This is a genomic window from Amycolatopsis rhabdoformis (assembly GCF_035918295.1).
GTDB classification, from domain to species: Bacteria; Actinomycetota; Actinomycetes; order Mycobacteriales; family Pseudonocardiaceae; genus Amycolatopsis; species Amycolatopsis rhabdoformis.
This window is the reverse complement of the sequence record NZ_CP142149.1, coordinates 5,404,318-5,420,633: the sequence shown is the minus strand read 5'-3', so window position 1 is coordinate 5,420,633 and position 16,316 is coordinate 5,404,318. Positions and strand designations below refer to the sequence as shown.

Annotated in this window: 12 protein-coding genes and 1 riboswitch; of the genes, 4 read left to right on the top strand and 8 right to left on the bottom strand. The window is 72.0% G+C overall.

The features are described 5' to 3' along the window. Positions 1-42 precede the first annotated feature (42 nt). Positions 43-1,365, bottom strand: coding sequence for a M20 family metallopeptidase (locus tag VSH64_RS24720; RefSeq protein WP_326565050.1), 1,323 nt, complete (start codon positions 1,363-1,365; stop codon positions 43-45). A 9-nt stretch (positions 1,366-1,374) separates the two neighbouring features. Further along, positions 1,375-2,154, bottom strand: a complete 780-nt coding sequence (locus VSH64_RS24715) for a class I SAM-dependent methyltransferase (RefSeq protein ID WP_326565049.1) — start codon at positions 2,152-2,154, stop codon at positions 1,375-1,377. 165 nt (positions 2,155-2,319) lie between these two features. Here VSH64_RS24715 and VSH64_RS24710 point away from each other — a divergent pair, with 165 nt between their 5' ends. The 4 genes from VSH64_RS24710 (at position 2,320) to VSH64_RS24695 (ending at position 7,052) form a co-directional block, all read left to right on the top strand. After that, on the top strand, positions 2,320-3,303 hold the full coding sequence (locus VSH64_RS24710) for a DNA-3-methyladenine glycosylase family protein (RefSeq protein ID WP_326565048.1): 984 nt from the start codon (positions 2,320-2,322) through the stop codon (positions 3,301-3,303). Between the two features lie 667 nt (positions 3,304-3,970). Further along, positions 3,971-4,627, top strand: a complete 657-nt coding sequence (locus VSH64_RS24705; protein WP_326838027.1) for a M50 family metallopeptidase — start codon at positions 3,971-3,973, stop codon at positions 4,625-4,627. A gap of 89 nt (positions 4,628-4,716) precedes the next feature. Next, a complete protein-coding gene (locus tag VSH64_RS24700; protein ID WP_326565047.1) occupies positions 4,717-5,949 on the top strand; it encodes an aldehyde dehydrogenase family protein in 1,233 nt (410 codons plus the stop codon). After that, positions 5,946-7,052 (top strand): dihydrofolate reductase family protein, encoded by a 1,107-nt coding sequence (locus VSH64_RS24695; RefSeq protein WP_326565046.1) that lies wholly within the window; start codon positions 5,946-5,948, stop codon positions 7,050-7,052. The genes VSH64_RS24700 and VSH64_RS24695 overlap by 4 nt, the downstream gene beginning before the upstream one ends. A 364-nt stretch (positions 7,053-7,416) precedes the next feature. On the opposite strand, the gene VSH64_RS24690 is transcribed toward VSH64_RS24695, so the two are convergent. From VSH64_RS24690 to VSH64_RS24665, 6 genes are all read right to left on the bottom strand, one after another. After that, the gene (locus VSH64_RS24690; RefSeq protein WP_326565045.1) at positions 7,417-8,649 is read right to left on the bottom strand and encodes a chitinase; all 1,233 of its coding nucleotides are present in this window, start codon (positions 8,647-8,649) and stop codon (positions 7,417-7,419) included. Positions 8,650-9,828: 1,179 nt separating this feature from the next. Then, the gene (gene cobN / locus VSH64_RS24685; protein WP_326838026.1) at positions 9,829-13,437 is read right to left on the bottom strand and encodes a cobaltochelatase subunit CobN; all 3,609 of its coding nucleotides are present in this window, start codon (positions 13,435-13,437) and stop codon (positions 9,829-9,831) included. 52 nt (positions 13,438-13,489) lie between these two features. Next, a riboswitch (cobalamin riboswitch) is annotated at positions 13,490-13,560 on the bottom strand. A gap of 65 nt (positions 13,561-13,625) precedes the next feature. Further along, a complete protein-coding gene (locus VSH64_RS24680; protein ID WP_326565044.1) occupies positions 13,626-14,258 on the bottom strand; it encodes a hypothetical protein in 633 nt (210 codons plus the stop codon). Between the two features lie 10 nt (positions 14,259-14,268). Next, positions 14,269-14,502: a helix-turn-helix transcriptional regulator gene (locus VSH64_RS24675; protein ID WP_326565043.1), complete on the bottom strand. Its 234-nt coding sequence runs from the start codon at positions 14,500-14,502 to the stop codon at positions 14,269-14,271. Positions 14,503-14,508: 6 nt separating this feature from the next. Further along, positions 14,509-15,381, bottom strand: a complete 873-nt coding sequence (locus VSH64_RS24670) for an ABC transporter permease (protein ID WP_407655559.1) — start codon at positions 15,379-15,381, stop codon at positions 14,509-14,511. Positions 15,382-15,389: 8 nt separating this feature from the next. After that, positions 15,390-16,250: an ABC transporter ATP-binding protein gene (locus VSH64_RS24665; RefSeq protein ID WP_326838025.1), complete on the bottom strand. Its 861-nt coding sequence runs from the start codon at positions 16,248-16,250 to the stop codon at positions 15,390-15,392. Between the last annotated feature and the right edge of the window lie 66 nt (positions 16,251-16,316).

Here is a 16,316-nt window from a genome sequence, read left to right as displayed (position 1 = left end):
AAGAATCAGCTGAGAATCCTCAGGCCTTCCTCAGGCTGGGTTTCAGTCGAAGAACTTGGGGACGTCGAGCGCACCTCCCGAGGCTTCGAACTCGTCGTGCACGGCTTGGCGCAGCGCCGCGTCGGCGAGGTAGTCGGCGGCCGTGAGGGCGAGGCCCAGCGCGCCGTCGACCACGGCTTTGTCCCCGGCGGGCGACCCGGCCGCTTCGGCGAACTCCTTGGTGTGCAAGGCAACCGTGGGCCCGGAGACGGCGATCATCGGGTGCAGCGCGGGCATCCGGTAGGAAAGGTTGCCGAGGTCGGTCGACCCGGTGAGGAACTCCGGCACGATTCCCGGCGGCAGCGGTTTGCGGCCCGTGCCGGCCTCATTCGCCGACCAACGGCCCGCGAGCGTGGTGTTGAAGCGGATCGGCAGGTACGCCGGCTGCGAATCCCACGTGAGCTCCACACCGCAGCCCGTCATTTCCGCGGCGCCGTGGGCGATCGCGGTCATCCGCTTCGCGAGGTCGCGCAGCGTCTCGGGATCGGCCGAGCGCAGGTAGAACAGCAGCGCCGCGCGTTCGGGGATCACGTTGGGCCGGGCGCCGCCGTCGGTGAAGACGCCGTGGACGCGGTCGGTCGAGGGCAGTTGCTGGCGCAGCATCGACACGCCCTGGTAGGCGGCCACCGCCGCGTCGAGTGCGTTGCGCCCCATGAACGGCTGCGCCGACGCGTGGGCCCCGACGCCGTGGAACACCATTTCCAGCTGCCGCCGGCCGAGGAACGGGTGCAGCGCGATGTCGTGGCTGAACGGGTGGAGCATGATCACCGCGTCGACGTCGTCGAACACCCCGGCCCGGGCGAGCGTCTCCTTGCCGCCACCGCCTTCTTCCGCCGGCGTGCCGATGAGGGACACCCGTCCGCCTACCTGCTCGGCCACGGCCGCGGCGCCGAGGAACCCGCCGGCGCCGGCGGTGCAGATGACGTTGTGCCCGCACGCGTGCCCGAGCCCGGGCAGCGCGTCGTACTCCGAGAGCACGGCGATGTGCGGGCCGCCGGTGTCCGGAGTGCTCGCGCGCAGCGCCGTGTCGAGGCCGCCGAGGCCGACAGTCACTTCGTGGCCGCGGGCTCGCAGCAGCTCCGCCAGCGCGCCGACAGAGCGGCGCTCGGTGAAGCCCTCTTCGGGGTGGGCGTGCAGGTCTTGGCTCAGTGCAACGAGTTCGTCCGCGCGAGCTTGCACTTCCCGCTCGACGGCCGCGCGCACGCCGGGTTCGGCTCCGGTGTGATCGGAGCCGAGGGGCTCGGCGGCGGCGACGGCTTCGGCGGTGGCTTCGATGAGGGCGCGGAGGTGGGAATCGTCAGGTGGGACGGGAGCGGCGTGGGTCATGCGGGGATGCTATCCCCGGGCACCGACAAAGTGGATCAGTTCGCCGGCCACGATCTGGGTGACGCCGGCGAACCGCTCGGCGACGATCCGGAAACCCCTGGCCCGCAAGGCGGCGGCGATCTCACCGCGGTCGAACATCCGCTGCCCGCTGAGGATCCCGCCCGCCGTGTCGGCGATTCGGGCGGGCCACCAGTCGTGGCGTGCGCTCGTGAGCAGCACCACGCGGCCGCCGGGGCGCAGGATCCGCGCGAACGAGTCCAGCGCGCGTTCGGGTTCGGCGAACATGTGCAGCGCGGCGAAGCAGCAGATGGCGTCCACTGTGGAGGGTGGGAAAGGTGGCTCGACGGCGTCGGCGCGCAGGTAGGCCACGGACTCTTCGCGGGTTTCGGCGACGGCGCGGGTGAGCATCGAGGGTGCGCCGTCGAGGCCGATGGCGAGGCCCGGTTCTCCCACTGCCGCGGCGAAGGCGCGGGTGAACCGGCCGGTGCCGCACGCGACGTCGAGCACGGTCCCGCCCGGGCGCAGCGCCAGCAGCTCCGTGGCCAGGCGGACCTCCCCGGCCATGCCGGGGCCGAACGGGCCCGTGAACAGCCGCCCGAACGCGGGGCGCCAGTAGCGCTCGTACACCTGCGGGAGCAGCGTCGTGCGCATCGCGCGCTGGGCGAGTCCGGTGGAGGGACCGGCTTGGGGTGCGTCGCCGAGCACGTCGAGGTAGCCGGCGGCGGCTGTTTTCGCGGGTACGTCGAGCAGTTCGGCTAGACGCCCGCGGGCGCTCGGCTGGTCGGCCACCGTGGTGCTCCTTCCGGTTCTCCGCAGTATGCCCGGGCCGTCCGTGATCCACGATCGAGTGAAGCTCCGGCCGATCAGACGTTCGAGGCCCCGGATTGTCGGACCCCGTTCCTAACGTCGTTCGCACGGTCTCCGACCCCGGAGACCACCGAGGAGGGAAACCCGATGACCGCGCCGATCCTGATGCCCATCACCGTGCCGACCGGCGAAATCGCCGTGCGCGGGCCGTTCGACCTCGCCGCTTCGTGCCGCTATCTGGCCTCGTACGGCCCGGCCGCCCGGCCCGACGCCGCTTCGGAGCCGGGGGTGCTGCGCCTGGCGTTCCCCGTCGACGGTGAGTGGACCCACGTCGGTGCCGCGATCCGCCAGAGATCGCCCGGCACGCTGGAGGTCGAGGTGTTCGGCCCGGTCGAGCTGGCCGCCCGGGTCATGACGCAGGTGAGCCGTGTGCTCTGCGTCGACGTCGATGCCTCCGGCCTGCCCGACGTCGACCGGCGCGATTCGGTGGCCGCCCGGCTGCGGGCCGAGTCACCCGGGCTGCGGCCGGTGCTGTTCTCCTCGCCGTACGAAGCCGCCTGCTGGTCGGTGCTCTCGCAGGGCATGCGCTTCACCTCGGCGCTCAAGCGCCGCCGCGTGCTCGCCGAGAGCCACGGCCGGATCGTCGACGTCGGCGAATACCAGGTGGTCTCGTTCCCGGCTCCGGAGGCGCTGGCCGAGCTGTCGTCGGCCGAAGGCCTCGCGGGCTTCCGCGTCGCTCGGCTCCGCTCCGTCGCGCAGGCCGCGCTCGACGGGCGCCTCGACCCCGTGGAACTCCGCACGTTGCCGATCCCCGACGCCCTCGCCCACTTGAGCGCCATCTCGGGCATCGGCACCTTCTCCGCCGAGCAGATCCTGCTGCGCGGCGCGGGCCACCCCGACCTCTTCCCCCGTGCCGACGCTCGCCTCCACCACGCCATGTGCGAGGAGTACGCCCTCCCGCCCGGCACCCCGACCCCGCAGCTCGCCCTGCTGGCCGACGACTGGCGCCCCTACCGCAGCTGGCTCGTGCAACTCCTTCGCGCAACTCGCGACGCCGTACCGCCGGCCCCGGAGACACCCCCGTCGGCCACGGCACCGCTTTCGGAGGTGGCGGGGGTGGTTCCGGTGTGACACCGGTCCATGGCGGCGGCCTCGCCGTGGCGCGTGGGTGCGGCGTTGCTCGGGTGCGGCGCCGGCGTGCCGGAGCCGGGCTGACCTGACCTCGTGCCCGGGCCTGACCGAGAGGCCGTCGGTGTTCGACGCGCCGCAGTCGTTGTCTCCGTGAGGGGGACCTGGCTGAGGTCGTGCCGATGCGAGCGGGTGGCGATTGTCACGGCGTCTCGGGAGGGTTGGTCGCGGCCACGGAACTTCGTCGAACGGTGTTGTGCTCGGCGGCCCGGGATGAGGCTGCGGACTCACTACGCCCGGCCGTGGTGGGCCATGCGGTTCAGGTCACGTCCGCCCGTGCCGGAGCAGCGACTTTGCCCTGAAGGAGGTGCCCGCGAACAAGCCAGCCGGCCTTGTCGCTCCACTACGACATTCCACTACGTCCTGTCCGAAGCGAACGAAGGGAGACCCGATGGACTGACGCGCCCATACCGACCCCAACCCGTGCACTCCGCGACGGGCACTAACAGTGGCCAGATGTCGCTTGTGGTGAGGTAGCGGCGTGATTTCGCGTGTGTTCGACGTCTCGTCCGTGGTCGCCGGTCCGGTGCTGGCCGGTGGGTGGGGGCGTGCCGTCGGTGAGCCCGGGGCCGTCGAGGCGGCGCTCACCCAGGCGAACACCCCGGCGGCGATCACGCTGGTCACCGGTGGCGTCGCGCTGCTGGTGGTGCTGGTGGGTGGCACGCCGTGGCGGTTCGCGCGCAACGTGGTCACCATCGTGCACGAGGCGGGCCACGCGCTGGCCGCGGTGCTGGTCGGGCGGCGGTTGCGGTCGATCAAGCTGCATTCGGACACCTCGGGCGTCACGGTGTCGCGCGGCAAGCCGGAGGGGCCGGGCATGGCGTTCACGGCGCTGGCCGGGTACGTCGCGCCGTCGGTGCTCGGGCTGGTGTTCGCGAGCCTGGTGGGGCAGGACTTCATCACGGCGGTGCTGGTGCTGGTGGCGTTGCTGTTGCTGGGCGTGCTGATCATGGTGCGCAACGCCTACGGCGTGTTCACGGTGATCGCGAGCGCGGTCGTGCTGGGGCTCGTGGCGCTGGTCGCGCCGCCGGTGGTGCAGGCGCCGTTCGCGTACCTGCTCACGTGGTTCCTGCTGTTCGGGGGCGTGCGGCCGGTGGTGGAGCTGCAGGTGAAGCGCCGCCGCGGGCAGGCGCGGGATTCCGACGCCGACCAGCTGAGCCGGCTCACGTCGGTGCCCGCGGTGCTGTGGGTGCTGGTGTTCGTGGTGCTCACGGTCAGCTGCCTGCTGGCGGGTGCGCTGTGGCTGCTGGAGCCCGTCGTCGCGTGAGGGTGTGTCCCGAGGGTTGAGCCAGTCGTCCCCGGATGTGGGCGGTGCGGCAAACTGGTCCTCTGCCGAACGCGCGGAGGGAGACGACGATGGACGAGGTCGCGAAGGCCGTCGAGGAGTGCGCGCGAGCGGCGAAGCTGGCCGCGCCGTCGCTGGCCAGGGCCACTGAGGAGGCCGTGGACGCGGCGCTGCTCGGCATGGCCGAGCGCCTGGTGACGCACCGCGAGGAGGTGCTCGACGCCAACCGGGCCGACGTCGCCAAGGCGCGTGCGGACGGTATGAGCGCGGGCCTGCTCGACCGGCTCACCATCACGCCCGAGCGGCTCGAGGGCATGGCCGAGCAGCTGCGGCTGCTGGCCGGCGCGCCGCACCAGGAGCGGTCCGTCGAGGTGTCCACATTGGACGGCGGGCTGCGGCTGGTGGAGCGGCGCCGTCCGGTCGGCGTGATCGGCGCGAACTACGAGGCGCGGCCGAACGTGACCGTCGACGTGGCGTCGCAGCTGGTGAAGTCGCGCAACGCCGGGGTGCTGCGCACCGGGTCGGCGGCGCTGGGCTCGGCCCAGCGGCTGCGGGACACGGTGATCGCGCCGGCGCTCGCCGAGGCCGGGATCGACCCGGACGTGGTGCAGCTGGTGCCGCGGGTGGAGCGGGAGGCGGCGTCGGCGTTGGTGCGCCTGCCCGGGCTGGTGCCGTTGGTGATCCTGCGGGGCAGTGGCGACAGCACGCGCGCGCTGGCCACGGAGGCGGCCGTGCACGGGGTCGGCACGCTGGCCCACGCGGACGGCGGCGGCGTGCTCTACGTCGACGCGGCGGCCGACGCGGGCAAGGTGCGCGATCTGGTGTCCGCGAGCCTCGACCGGCTCGGCGTGTGCAACCGGCTGAACCTGCTGCTCATCCACGACGACGTGCACGACGCGGTGTGGCCGTCGGTCAGCGCGGCGCTCGCCGAGCGCGGGGTCACGCCGTCGCTCGCGCCGCACGAGCACGCGCTCGGCTACGAGTGGGCGCTGGACTCCGACCACGAGGCGACCGTCACGGTCGAGCGCGTGAGCGGGCTCGAGCAGGCCGTGGAGATCGCGAACGAGCGGACGTCGGGTCTCGCGGCGGGCATTGCCACCGAGGACGAGGCCGCGGCCGGCGCGTTCTTCGACGGCTACACCGGCACGGGCGTGTTCTGGAATGCGCCGACGCGGCTGCTCGACGGGTTCAAGCTGCTCGCCGTGCCCGAGACCGGGATCAACCTCGACCGCGTGCCGGGGCCGCGGGGGCCGGTGACCTACACGGACCTGTACGTGCGGCAGTACGCGGTCCAACCCGCATGAGCGGCCGTCCGCACGTCGTGTTGTCGGCCGCCCAGTCGCTGGACGGTTACCTCGACGACGCGAGCACCAGCCGGCTGCTCCTGTCGAACGGGGACGACTTCGCCGAGGTCGACCGGCTGCGCGCCGACGCCGACGCGATCCTCGTCGGCGCCAACACGGTGCGTGCGGACAACCCGCGGTTGCTGGTGCGTTCGCCCGAGCTGCGCGCCGAGCGCGTGGCGGCCGGGCGGCCGGAGCAGCCGATGAAGGTGACCGTGACCAGCAGCGGCAAGCTGGATCCGGCGTCGCGGTTCTTCACCGTCGGCGACGGCCCCAAGCTCGTCTACGCGCCGCCGGTCGCGGTCGACGGCCTGCGCGACATCGCGACGATCGTCGACGCCGGCACCCCGCCGCGCCTCGAGCGCATCCTCGACGACCTGGGCGAACGTGGCGTCCGCCGGCTCCTGGTGGAGGGCGGCGGCAGCGTCCACACGCAGTTCCTCGACGCGGGCCTCGCCGACGAGCTGCGCCTCGCCATCGCCGCCACCCTGGTCGGCGACCCGCGCGCGCCGCGCTTCCTCGGCCCCGGCGCGTTCCCGCGCCCGCTGGAGCTCACCGAGCTGCGCCGGATCGGCAACGTCGCCGTGCTGCACTACCGCGCCGCCACCGAACCGACCCCGGTCGACGTCCGGCTCCTGCGCCAGGCCATCGCCCTGGCCGACGAGTGCCCACCCAGCTCCACCTTCCGCGTCGGCGCCGTGATCGCCGCCCCGGACGGCACGGTGCTCGCCACCGGCCACTCGGGCGAAGGCGAGCCCCACAACCACGCCGAGGAGGCCGCCCTGGCCAAACTCCGCGCGGACGACCCCCGCCTCACCACCGCTACGATGTACAGCTCACTCGAGCCGTGCAGCTCCCGCGCCTCCCACCCGAAAAGCTGCACGCAGCTGATCCTCGAAACACCCATCCCGCGCACCGTCATCGCCTGGCGCGAGCCCTCCCTCTTCGTCGAAGCCGAAGGCGTCGAACTCCTCACCGCGGCCGGCCGCAAGGTCGTCGAGGTGCCCGCGCTGGCCCCCGAGGTCCGCCGCGCCAACACCCACCTGCCCGGCATCCGCCCCTGACGCCCGGCGCCATCCGCCCCCGGCGCTCTGCGCTGCCCACACTCTTCCCTTCTCGCGAGCACCAACCTGCCTGGCCTTCGCCTTGGTGTCCCGCGCTGTCCGGGCGCTCGCCCTTGAGGCTCGGCGCGGGACCTTCGCTCCTCGCGAACACCCGGCACGACGGTCCCTTTCGCGCCGCGATCGAGGTGACAGCTCCGCCGCTGCCCTGGAAAAATGGAATTCGGGGGTCCCCAGGAGGCGCGAGGGGACCGTTCGTGCCATTCCCGCGGGTGGCGGCGGTGCGCTGAGACGTGGAACGCCGGGTGGTCCACAGTGGATTCACCGTGGGCCACCCGGCAGTCAGGGGACCGGGAAAGCCGGAGGGTCAGCAGGGGCCGTTGTCGGACCAGACGCTGTCGGGGCCGCCGGTGCCGGGTTCTTCGCCTTGGGTCCACCACTTGGCGGTCCACTTGTGGGCGTTGTGGGAGACGGAGTTGCCGCCGACGTAGACGGAGGCGCGTTGCCATTCCGGGGCGGTGCAGGTGCCCGGCGGGTTGGTGGGCGGAGTGGTCGGCGGGCCCGTCTGGGGAGGTGTCGCGCCGGCGAAGCGGGTGGTGAACTTGGTGAAGTCCCAGTCGTTCTGGGTGACGTTGGAGCACACGGCGTTGTCGGTCGTGGTGGTGCAGGGGCGGTCGCGGTTCACGGCCCAGTAGGTGAAGCGGCCGAGGTGGTGGCTGGTCGCGTAGTCGTAGACGGTCTGGAAGTCGGAGAGGTTGAAGATCTCCGCGTTGTCCGAGCGGCCGTTCATGCCGGAGAAGCCCTCGTGCGAATACGCGGTGGCGCTGTCCCAGCCGAGGTGGCTTTCCAGCAGGCCGTGGAAGTTCTCGAGCGCGGAGACCTGCGCCGAGGAGCCGTTGAAGCCGCCGTCGAAGGGCATGATGGAGAAGTTGTTGGGCGTGAAGCCGATCGCCTTGGCCTGGTCGAGCAGCTGCGTGCCGAACCAGCCCGTGCCGGCGGACGTGCCCGGCATCGTCACGGACACGAACAGGCCCGGGTTCGAGGCCTGGAGCTTCTTCGCCGCGCCGAGCTCATTGGCGACCGCCGCGGTGTTCTCGTACTCGGGCTCTTCGAGGTCGAAGTCGAGGGCCTTGAGGCCGTACTTCGTCACCACCTGCTGGTAGGCGGCGGCGGTCGCGTCGACGGTGCCGCACGTCTGGCCCAGCTTCGTGCCGCCGTAACCGCCGACGGACACCGAGACGTCACCCCCGTTGCCGCGGATGCGGTTGATCACCCCGGCGACGGCGGTGTCGGACGAAACCGCCGACTTGCCGTCCCACGTCGGGCTGCAGCCGCCGCCGTCGGGCGCGAGGATGAAGGCCAGCTGGAACGCCTTCTGGCCCGTCGCGTTCATCACGGTGACCGGGTCGGGCGGGTTGTTGCTCACCGGCATCAGGTACGGCGCCGACGCGTACCAGTTGTTGCTCAGCGCCGCCGCGGCGGCCGGCTGGGCCTCTGGGCTGGCACTGGCGGTGGCACTCACGGTGGCGGCAAGGGTCGCGGCTGCCCCGAGCACTGTGGCGGCGGCGATCCCGACGGCGGCCAGTCTGCTTCGTTGCATCTGTCCTCCAGCTGTCGAGCGGGGTCCGTATAGCATTGGACTAGACCATTTCGAAGTCAACCGGCGACCCGACGAACGGCGGGGTGTCGCGGGCGAAATGCCGGTATTGCCGCGGTTTCATCACTCAGGCGGCCCAACGCCACCGCCCCCGAACGGACGCGGACCGCGCCGCGGCGGTGGTCCAGTTTCCGGTTGGTATGGACCATTCGACAGTCGTGCACAGGCCGCGAACCGGCACCGATGACTCGACCAAGCGACGAGCCCGCCGGACTCGGCGGTGCGCAGGGGTGTGCACGCGTCGGGAACGACCTGGCAGCAAGAGGAGCAGTTGGACCCGACCGAGATCGGTGAATCAGGCAGCCTGGACTCGCTGGGGCGCGAGTTGTGTCGCGGTCAGCCGGTGGATGACCGGCAGCGCGGGTCTCCGCTGTGTCGCATGCGGATCGCGGTGAGTTCGGGGGGTTGCGGAGGCTGGAGCGGGTGGGTTCGGGCCGGCGATGCGGTCGACCGTCCAAGGGGAACTAAGGCGGGTCACGCGTAGGTGGATGCGGGTGGACTCCGACCAGTGATGCGGTCAGGCGAGGAACTTCGTGATCACCGAAGCGAAATCCGGTGAGTCGAGTGCGGTGAAGTGATTGCAGGGCGCGCGGACGAACCCGGCGTCGGGAGGGTCGCCGCGAGAGCGTCGGCGGTGGCGAGGGTGGAATCGTCGGCCCCGATGGCGACGCGAGTGGGCATGGAAATCGCGGCGAGGCCCTGGCCGGCGACGATCGCGCGGGCAGGGTGGGTTCCGTGGGTAAACGTGCGGGTCGGCGGTTGCCGCGGGGCGGTGTGCGGGGCAGGGCGGGTGCCGTGGGCAATTGCGCGGGTCAGGGTGGGTTCCGTGGGTAAACGTGCGGGTCGGCGGTTGCCGCGGGGCGGTGTGCGGGGCAGGGCGGGTGCCGGGGGGCAAATTGCGCGAGCCGCGGTTGTCGCGGGGCAGTGTGTGGGCCGCACGTGTGCACTGAGCCGGTGCGCTGGCCAGGCCGGCGCCGCGGGTCGGTGCGGGCGGCGAGCGGCGCCGGCAGGCGTAGGCGGTGGTCGGGATTCGTCTGGCGCAGCGCAGGCTCGCCCAGCGCAGCGCAGACCGCCCCGAAATCGCAAATGCCGCCGGCCTCGCCCCACCTCGCCGACCAGGCTCTACTCCGCCTCCAGGTCACCTTCCAGCGTCAGATAAACATCCCGCATGTGCGCCACCAACTCCGGATCCGGTTCCGCCCACAAACCGCGGTCGGCGGCTTCCGTGAGGCGCTCGATGATCCCCCGCAGCGCCCACGGGTTGGCCTGGCGCAAGAACTCCTGGTTCTCCGCGTCCAGCACGTACGACTCGGACAGTTTCTCGTACATCCAGTCGTCCACCACGCCGGCAGTGGCGTCGAAGCCGAAGAGGTAATCCACCGTGGCGGCGAGTTCGAAGGCGCCCTTGTAGCCGTGGCGGCGCATGGCCGCGAGCCAGCGCGGGTTGACCACGCGGGCGCGGAACACGCGGGCCGTTTCTTCGCCCAGGGTGCGCGTGCGGACGGCGTCCGGGGTGGTGCTGTCGCCGATGTAGGAGGCGGGCGCCGAGCCGGTGAGGGCGCGGACGGTGGCGATCATGCCGCCGTGGTACTGGAAGTAGTCGTCGGAGTCGGCGATGTCGTGTTCGCGCGTGTCGGTGTTCTTGGCGGCGACCACGATGCGCTTGTATGCACTTTCCATGTCGGCGCGGGCGGGGCGGCCGTCGAGGTCGCGGCCGTAGGCGAAGCCGCCCCACACGGCGTACACCTCGGCCAGGTCCTTGTCGTCGCGCCAGTTGCCGGAGTCCATCAGGGGGAGCAGGCCCGCGCCGTAGGCACCGGGCTTCGAGCCGAAGATGCGGGTGGTCGCGCGGCGGGAATCGCCGTGGGAAGCCAGGTCCGCGGAGACGTGGGCGCGCACGAAGTTCTCCGACGCGGGCTCGTCCAGTGCGGCCACCAGGCGCACGGCGTCGTCCAGCAGGGTGATCACGTGGGGGAACGCGTCGCGGAAGAAGCCGCTGATGCGTACGGTCACGTCGATCCGCGGGCGGCCCAGCTCGGCGAGCGGGATGGCCTCCAGCCCGGTGACGCGCCGCGACGCCTCGTCCCACACCGGCTGCACGCCCAGCAGCGCCAGCACTTCCGCGGCGTCGTCGCCGGAGGTCCGCATCGCCGAGGTGCCCCACACCGAAAGCCCCACCGACGTCGGCCACTCGCCGGTGTCCTCGCGGTAGCGGCGCAGCAGCGAATCGGCCAGGGCCTGCCCGGTCTCCCACGCCAGGCGGCTCGGGATGGCCTTCGGGTCGACGGTGTAGAAGTTGCGCCCGGTCGGCAGCACGTTGACCAGGCCGCGCAGCGGCGAACCGCTGGGCCCGGCCGGGATGTAGCCGCCGTCGAGCGCGTGCAGCACGGCGGAGATCTCGTCGGCCGTGCCGGCCAGCCGCGGCACGATCTCGGTCGCCGCGAAGGTGAGCACGTGCGACACCGCGTCGTCCGGCGCGCCGAGGACCTCCGAGACCACAGAAGGCACCGCCGCGACGGCCCAGGACCGGTCTTCCATCAACGCCACCAGCGACCGCGCCGTGGTCTCGATCGCGTCCACTTCGGACAGCGGGGCGTCGGAGTTCTCCTTCAGCCCCAACGCCGAACGCAGCCCCGGCACCGCGCCCTGCTGGCCGCCCCACATCTGCTGCGCGCGCAGCATCGCCAGCACGAGGTTCACGCGCGCCTCGCCGACGGGCGCCTCGCCCAGGATGTGCAGGCCGTCGCGGATCTGGGCGTCCTTGACCTCGCAGAGCCAGCCGTCGATGTGCAGCAGGAAGTCGTCGAACTCGGCGTCGTGCGGGCGTTCGGCGACGCCCAGGTCATGGTCGAGCTTCGCGGCTTGGATGAGCGTCCAGATCTGCGCGCGGATGGCCGGCAGCTTGGCCGGGTCCATCGCGGCGATGTTCGCGTGCTCGTCCATCAGCTGCTCGAGCCGCGCGAGGTCGCCGTAGGACTCCGCGCGCGCCATCGGCGGGATCAGGTGGTCGACGATCGTCGCGTGCGCGCGCCGTTTCGCCTGCGCGCCTTCGCCCGGGTCGTTGATGAGGAACGGGTAGATCAGCGGCAGGTTGCCCAGCACGGCGTCGGGCGCGCACGACGCGGAAAGGCCCGCGGTCTTGCCCGGCAGCCACTCCAGCGAACCGTGTTTGCCCAGGTGCACCACGGCGTGCGCGCCGAACTCCTCCTCCAGCCAGCGGTACGCGGCGAGGTAGTGGTGGCTCGGCGGCAGGTCCGGATTGTGGTAGATGGCCACGGGGTTCTCGCCGAACCCGCGCGGCGGCTGGATCATGATCACGACGTTGCCCGACTGCAGCGACGCCAGCACGATGTCGCCCTCGGGATTTGCCGAGGTGTCGACATACAGCGAGCCCGGGGCCGGACCCCAGTGCTCCTCCACGGCCGAGCGCAGGTCCTCCGGCAACGCGGCGAACCACTGGCGGTACCGCGCCGCCGGCACCCGGATCGGGTTGCCCGCCAGCTGTTCCTGCGTGAGCCACTCCGGATCCTGGCCACCGGCGGCGATCAGCGCGTGGATCAGTGCGTCGCCGTCCGGCTGCTCCGTGCCCGTGGGCTCGACGCCGGGAAACGCCTCCACCCCGAGGTCGTAGCCCTGCGCACGCATCAGCCGCAGCAGCTTCACCGCTGAAGCCGGCGTGTCCAGCCCCACGGCGTTGCCCACCCGCGAGTGCTTCGTGGGGTACGCCGAGAGCATCAGCGCGATCCGCCGCGACGCCGGGGGCGTGTGCCGCAGCCGCGCGTGCGCCAGCGCGATCCCGGCCACCCGCGAAGCGCGCTCGGCGTCGGCGACGTAGCGCGGCAGCCCGTCTTCGTCGAACTCCTTGAAGGAGAACGGCACCGTGATCAGCCGGCCGTCGAACTCCGGCACGGCCATCTGGTTGCCCGCGTCGAGCGGCGACAGGCCCTCGTTACTCGCGGACCACGTCGAGCGGTCGCTGGTGAGGCACAGCGCCTGCAGGATCGGGATGTCCAGGCCCGCCATCTCGGCGACGTCCCACGCCTCGTCGTCGCCACCAGCACCGGCTTCCGACGGCCGCGTGCCGCCCGCCGCCAGCACCGTGACCAGCAACGCGTCGGCGCGGCCCAGCTCGGCCATCATCTCCGGCTCGCGGTTGCGCAGCGAGGCGCAATGGATCGGCAGCGCGCGCCCGCCCGCGGCCTCGATCGCGTCGGCCAGCGTGTGCACGAACGCGGTGTTCCCCGACAAGTGGTGCGCGCGGTAGTAGAGGATCCCGACGACCGGGCCGTCGGCCGGGCCCGCCGACTCGCGCTCCAGCACCCCCCACGCCGGCAGCTGCGCCGGCGGCTCGAACCCGTCGCCGGTGAGCAGCAGCGTGTCGGACAGGAAGCGGTGCAGCTGCGTGAGGTTCTCGGGCCCGCCCTGAGCGAGGTACGCGTGGGCCTGCGCCGCGATGCCCGCCGGCACGGTCGAGAGCTTCATCAGCTCCGCGTCCGGTGTCTGCTCGCCGCCCAGCACCACCACGTGCGAACCCGACGCGCGCAGCGTGTCCAGGCCCTCCTGCCACGACCGCGGCGTGCCCAGGATCCGGACGACGACGATCGGCGCGCCCTCGAGCAGCCCCGGCAGGTCCGCCACGTCGAGCCGGGCCGGGTTCGCGAGCCGGAACTCGGCGTCGGCGGCGCGGGCACTGAGCAGATCGGTGTCCGAAGTGGACAGCAGCAGGATCACGGTGTTCCTCACTCGGGGTGTCCGCGCCCCGGGTCGTCGGTCGCGCCGGCGGGAGTTCCTGGCTCCCCGGAGCGGGTCCGGGTCACAGTGGCGGGACCGTCCCGGACTCTCACCGGGTTCCTCCACCTGCCGACGCGTGGTTCGTCCCCCACTCTCACGGGGCCGCGGGCCCGCGTCAAGGTGACGTCTCAGACCACGCGCACGGCCACGATCGGCCGGTCGGCCACCGCGTGCCTCCGCTGCGCCGTGACACTCCAGGCGTAGCCCGCGAACCCGCCGGTCTCGGGCGACGCGTGGAAGACCAGGTGCCCGTAGCCGGCGCCCTGACCTGCGGGGGAGCGGCTGTCGGGGAACTCGGGCGACGTGCCGTGCGGGTCGGCCGTGCAGTCGGCCACCGGCACCACGTACGCCTTGTCCTCGTCCGCCGCGTCGTCCGCCAAGAGGGGCGTGCCCCGCACCAGCGCGATGTGCCCGGTGTTGGTCGCCTCCCGGTGGCCGTAGTCGACCACCACGAGGTCGCCCGCGCGCAGGTCGGCCACGGTGTCCACGCGCGCGAAGTGCGGCACCCGCCGCTGCTCGAAGACCCACCGGTACGTGCGCGAAGGCGGGCTCACCGAGCGGAAGTGCGTGGTGAAGAACTCGTCGTCGGCCCAGTCGTAGACGTGCTTGAGCAGCTGCGTCTGGAACGAGGCGCACTGCGTGTGGTTGCGCCACGGCCGGGCCCAGCTCACCACGTCGGGCTCGCCGGAGGCCTTGTAGCGGTTGGCCTCCGGCGAGAGGTGGTCGATGAGGTCCTCGGCGGCGCGCAGGTGCTCGATCACCCTGTCCGTTCTACGCCGACCGGTCGCCGATCCGCGGGAACGCGTCGGTGGAGAAGAGCACTTCCACGGCCACCTCGAAGAACTGGGCGATCCGCAGGGCCAGGTAGAGGCTCGGGCTGTACTCGCCGCGTTCCAGGTACCCGATCGTCTGGTAGTGCACGCCGAGCGCGTCGGCCAGCTGCCGGCGCGAGATCCCGCGCTCGGCGCGCAGCACCGCGATGCGGTTGTAGACGTTTTCGCTCACCGCGGATCACACACGCTGCAGCGCCCTCTCCCGTCGTTCGGCCACCGACGACCCGGACTCGCGCCGCGCCATGCGCCGCAGCAGCACCGGGGCCAGCGCCAATCCGATCACGGCCCACACGACCAGCACGCCGAGGGTCCACCAGGGCCGCCACGACTGCCCGATCTCCACCACCACGGCCGAGTCCGGCAGCAGCGCCGAGCGCATGCCGAGGCCGAGCCAGTACATCGGGAAGACCTGGGCTACGTCCTGCACCCAGACCGGCAGCGCGGTGATCGGGTAGAAGATGCCGGAGATCGCGGTGAGGCCCGTGACCGGCAGCATGACCAGCGCCATCGCCCGCGGGTCGCGGATCAGCGAGCCGATCGCCGCGCCCAGCGGCAGCGTCGCCAGTAGGCCCAGCGCCAGGACCCAGAGCAGGTTCAGCCACGACCACACGCCGTCCGCGGCCAGCCCGGAGAACAGGAACAGGCACGGCACCAGCACCACGACCAGGCCGGTCACCTGCATGAGCGAGAGTGACACGATCTTGCCCAGGAGGTAGCCGAGCATGCCGTTGGGCGTGGCCTTGGCCCGCAGGAGCGTGCCGTCCTCACGGTCGATCACGAGCTGGCCGGCCGCGCCCGAGAGGCCGTTGAACACGATCCCGGCGCCGAGCACGCTCGGCACGGTCGCGGTGCCCAGCGAGAACGTCGTGCCGGGCAGGTGCGCGTTGCGCATGAAGAACAGCGTGGTCAGGATCAGGACCAGCCACACCACCTGGCCGAGCACGTCGTCGCGGTTGGTCCACTGCTGGCGGAACTCGGTCAGGCCGCGGCGCAACCCGGTGCGCAGGGCCCTTCGCTTCGCGGCCGCGGCGAACGCCATCGGCGTGGTCATCGCAGTCATCACACACCCGCTTCCACGAGTCCGGCCTCGGCGCGGTGCACCAGGGTCATGTAGGTGTCCTCCAGCGACGCGCGGCGGACCTCCAGGTCGGCCACGGCGTCACCGTGCTGCTTGAAGAGCTCGAACACGTACTTCGTGGCCTCCGTGGTGGAGTGCACGAAGTGCTGCCCGTCCACGGACCAGCGCACCTCGGCCTCGCCGGAGATCCGGCGGCTGAGCTCGTCGGCCGAACCGTCGGCGACGATCCGGCCGCCGTTGAGGATCAGGATCCGGTCGGCCAGCTTCTCGGCCTCGTCGAGGTCGTGGGTGGTGAGCAGGATCGTGGTGTCCTCGTCGTCGGTCAGGCGGTGCACGAGGTCGTGGAACTCGCGCCGCGCTTCGGGGTCGAAGCCGGCGGTGGGCTCGTCGAGGAAGAGCAGTTCGGGCCGGCCGACGATGCCGATCGCGACGTCGAGCCGGCGCCGCTGCCCGCCGGAGAGCTGCCGGATCTTCTTGTCCGCGTGCGGGGTGAGCCCGACGGCGTCGATCAGCTCGCGCGTGTCCCACGGGCGGCGAATCGTTTCGGTGGAGTAGGGCGCGTAGTACTCGCCGAGGTGCGCGAGCAGCTCACGCACCCGCCATTTCCCGTGGTCACGCCAGGACTGGAGCACGACCCCCAGCCGTGCCCGCCAGTCCTCACCGCCGCGCGCGGGGTCGGTGCCGAGCACCTCGACGTCGCCGGCCGAGCGCATGCGGAAGCCCTCGAGGATCTCGATCGTCGTCGTCTTGCCCGCGCCGTTGGGCCCGAGCAGGCAGAGCACTTCGCCTCGGTAGGCCTTGAAGTCGACTCCGTGGAGCACGTCGTTGGCGCCGTATCTCATGCGCAGGTCCTCGACCCGCAGCACGACTTCCTCTGGATTCCTCACCGAATCCACCCCCATCGTTTG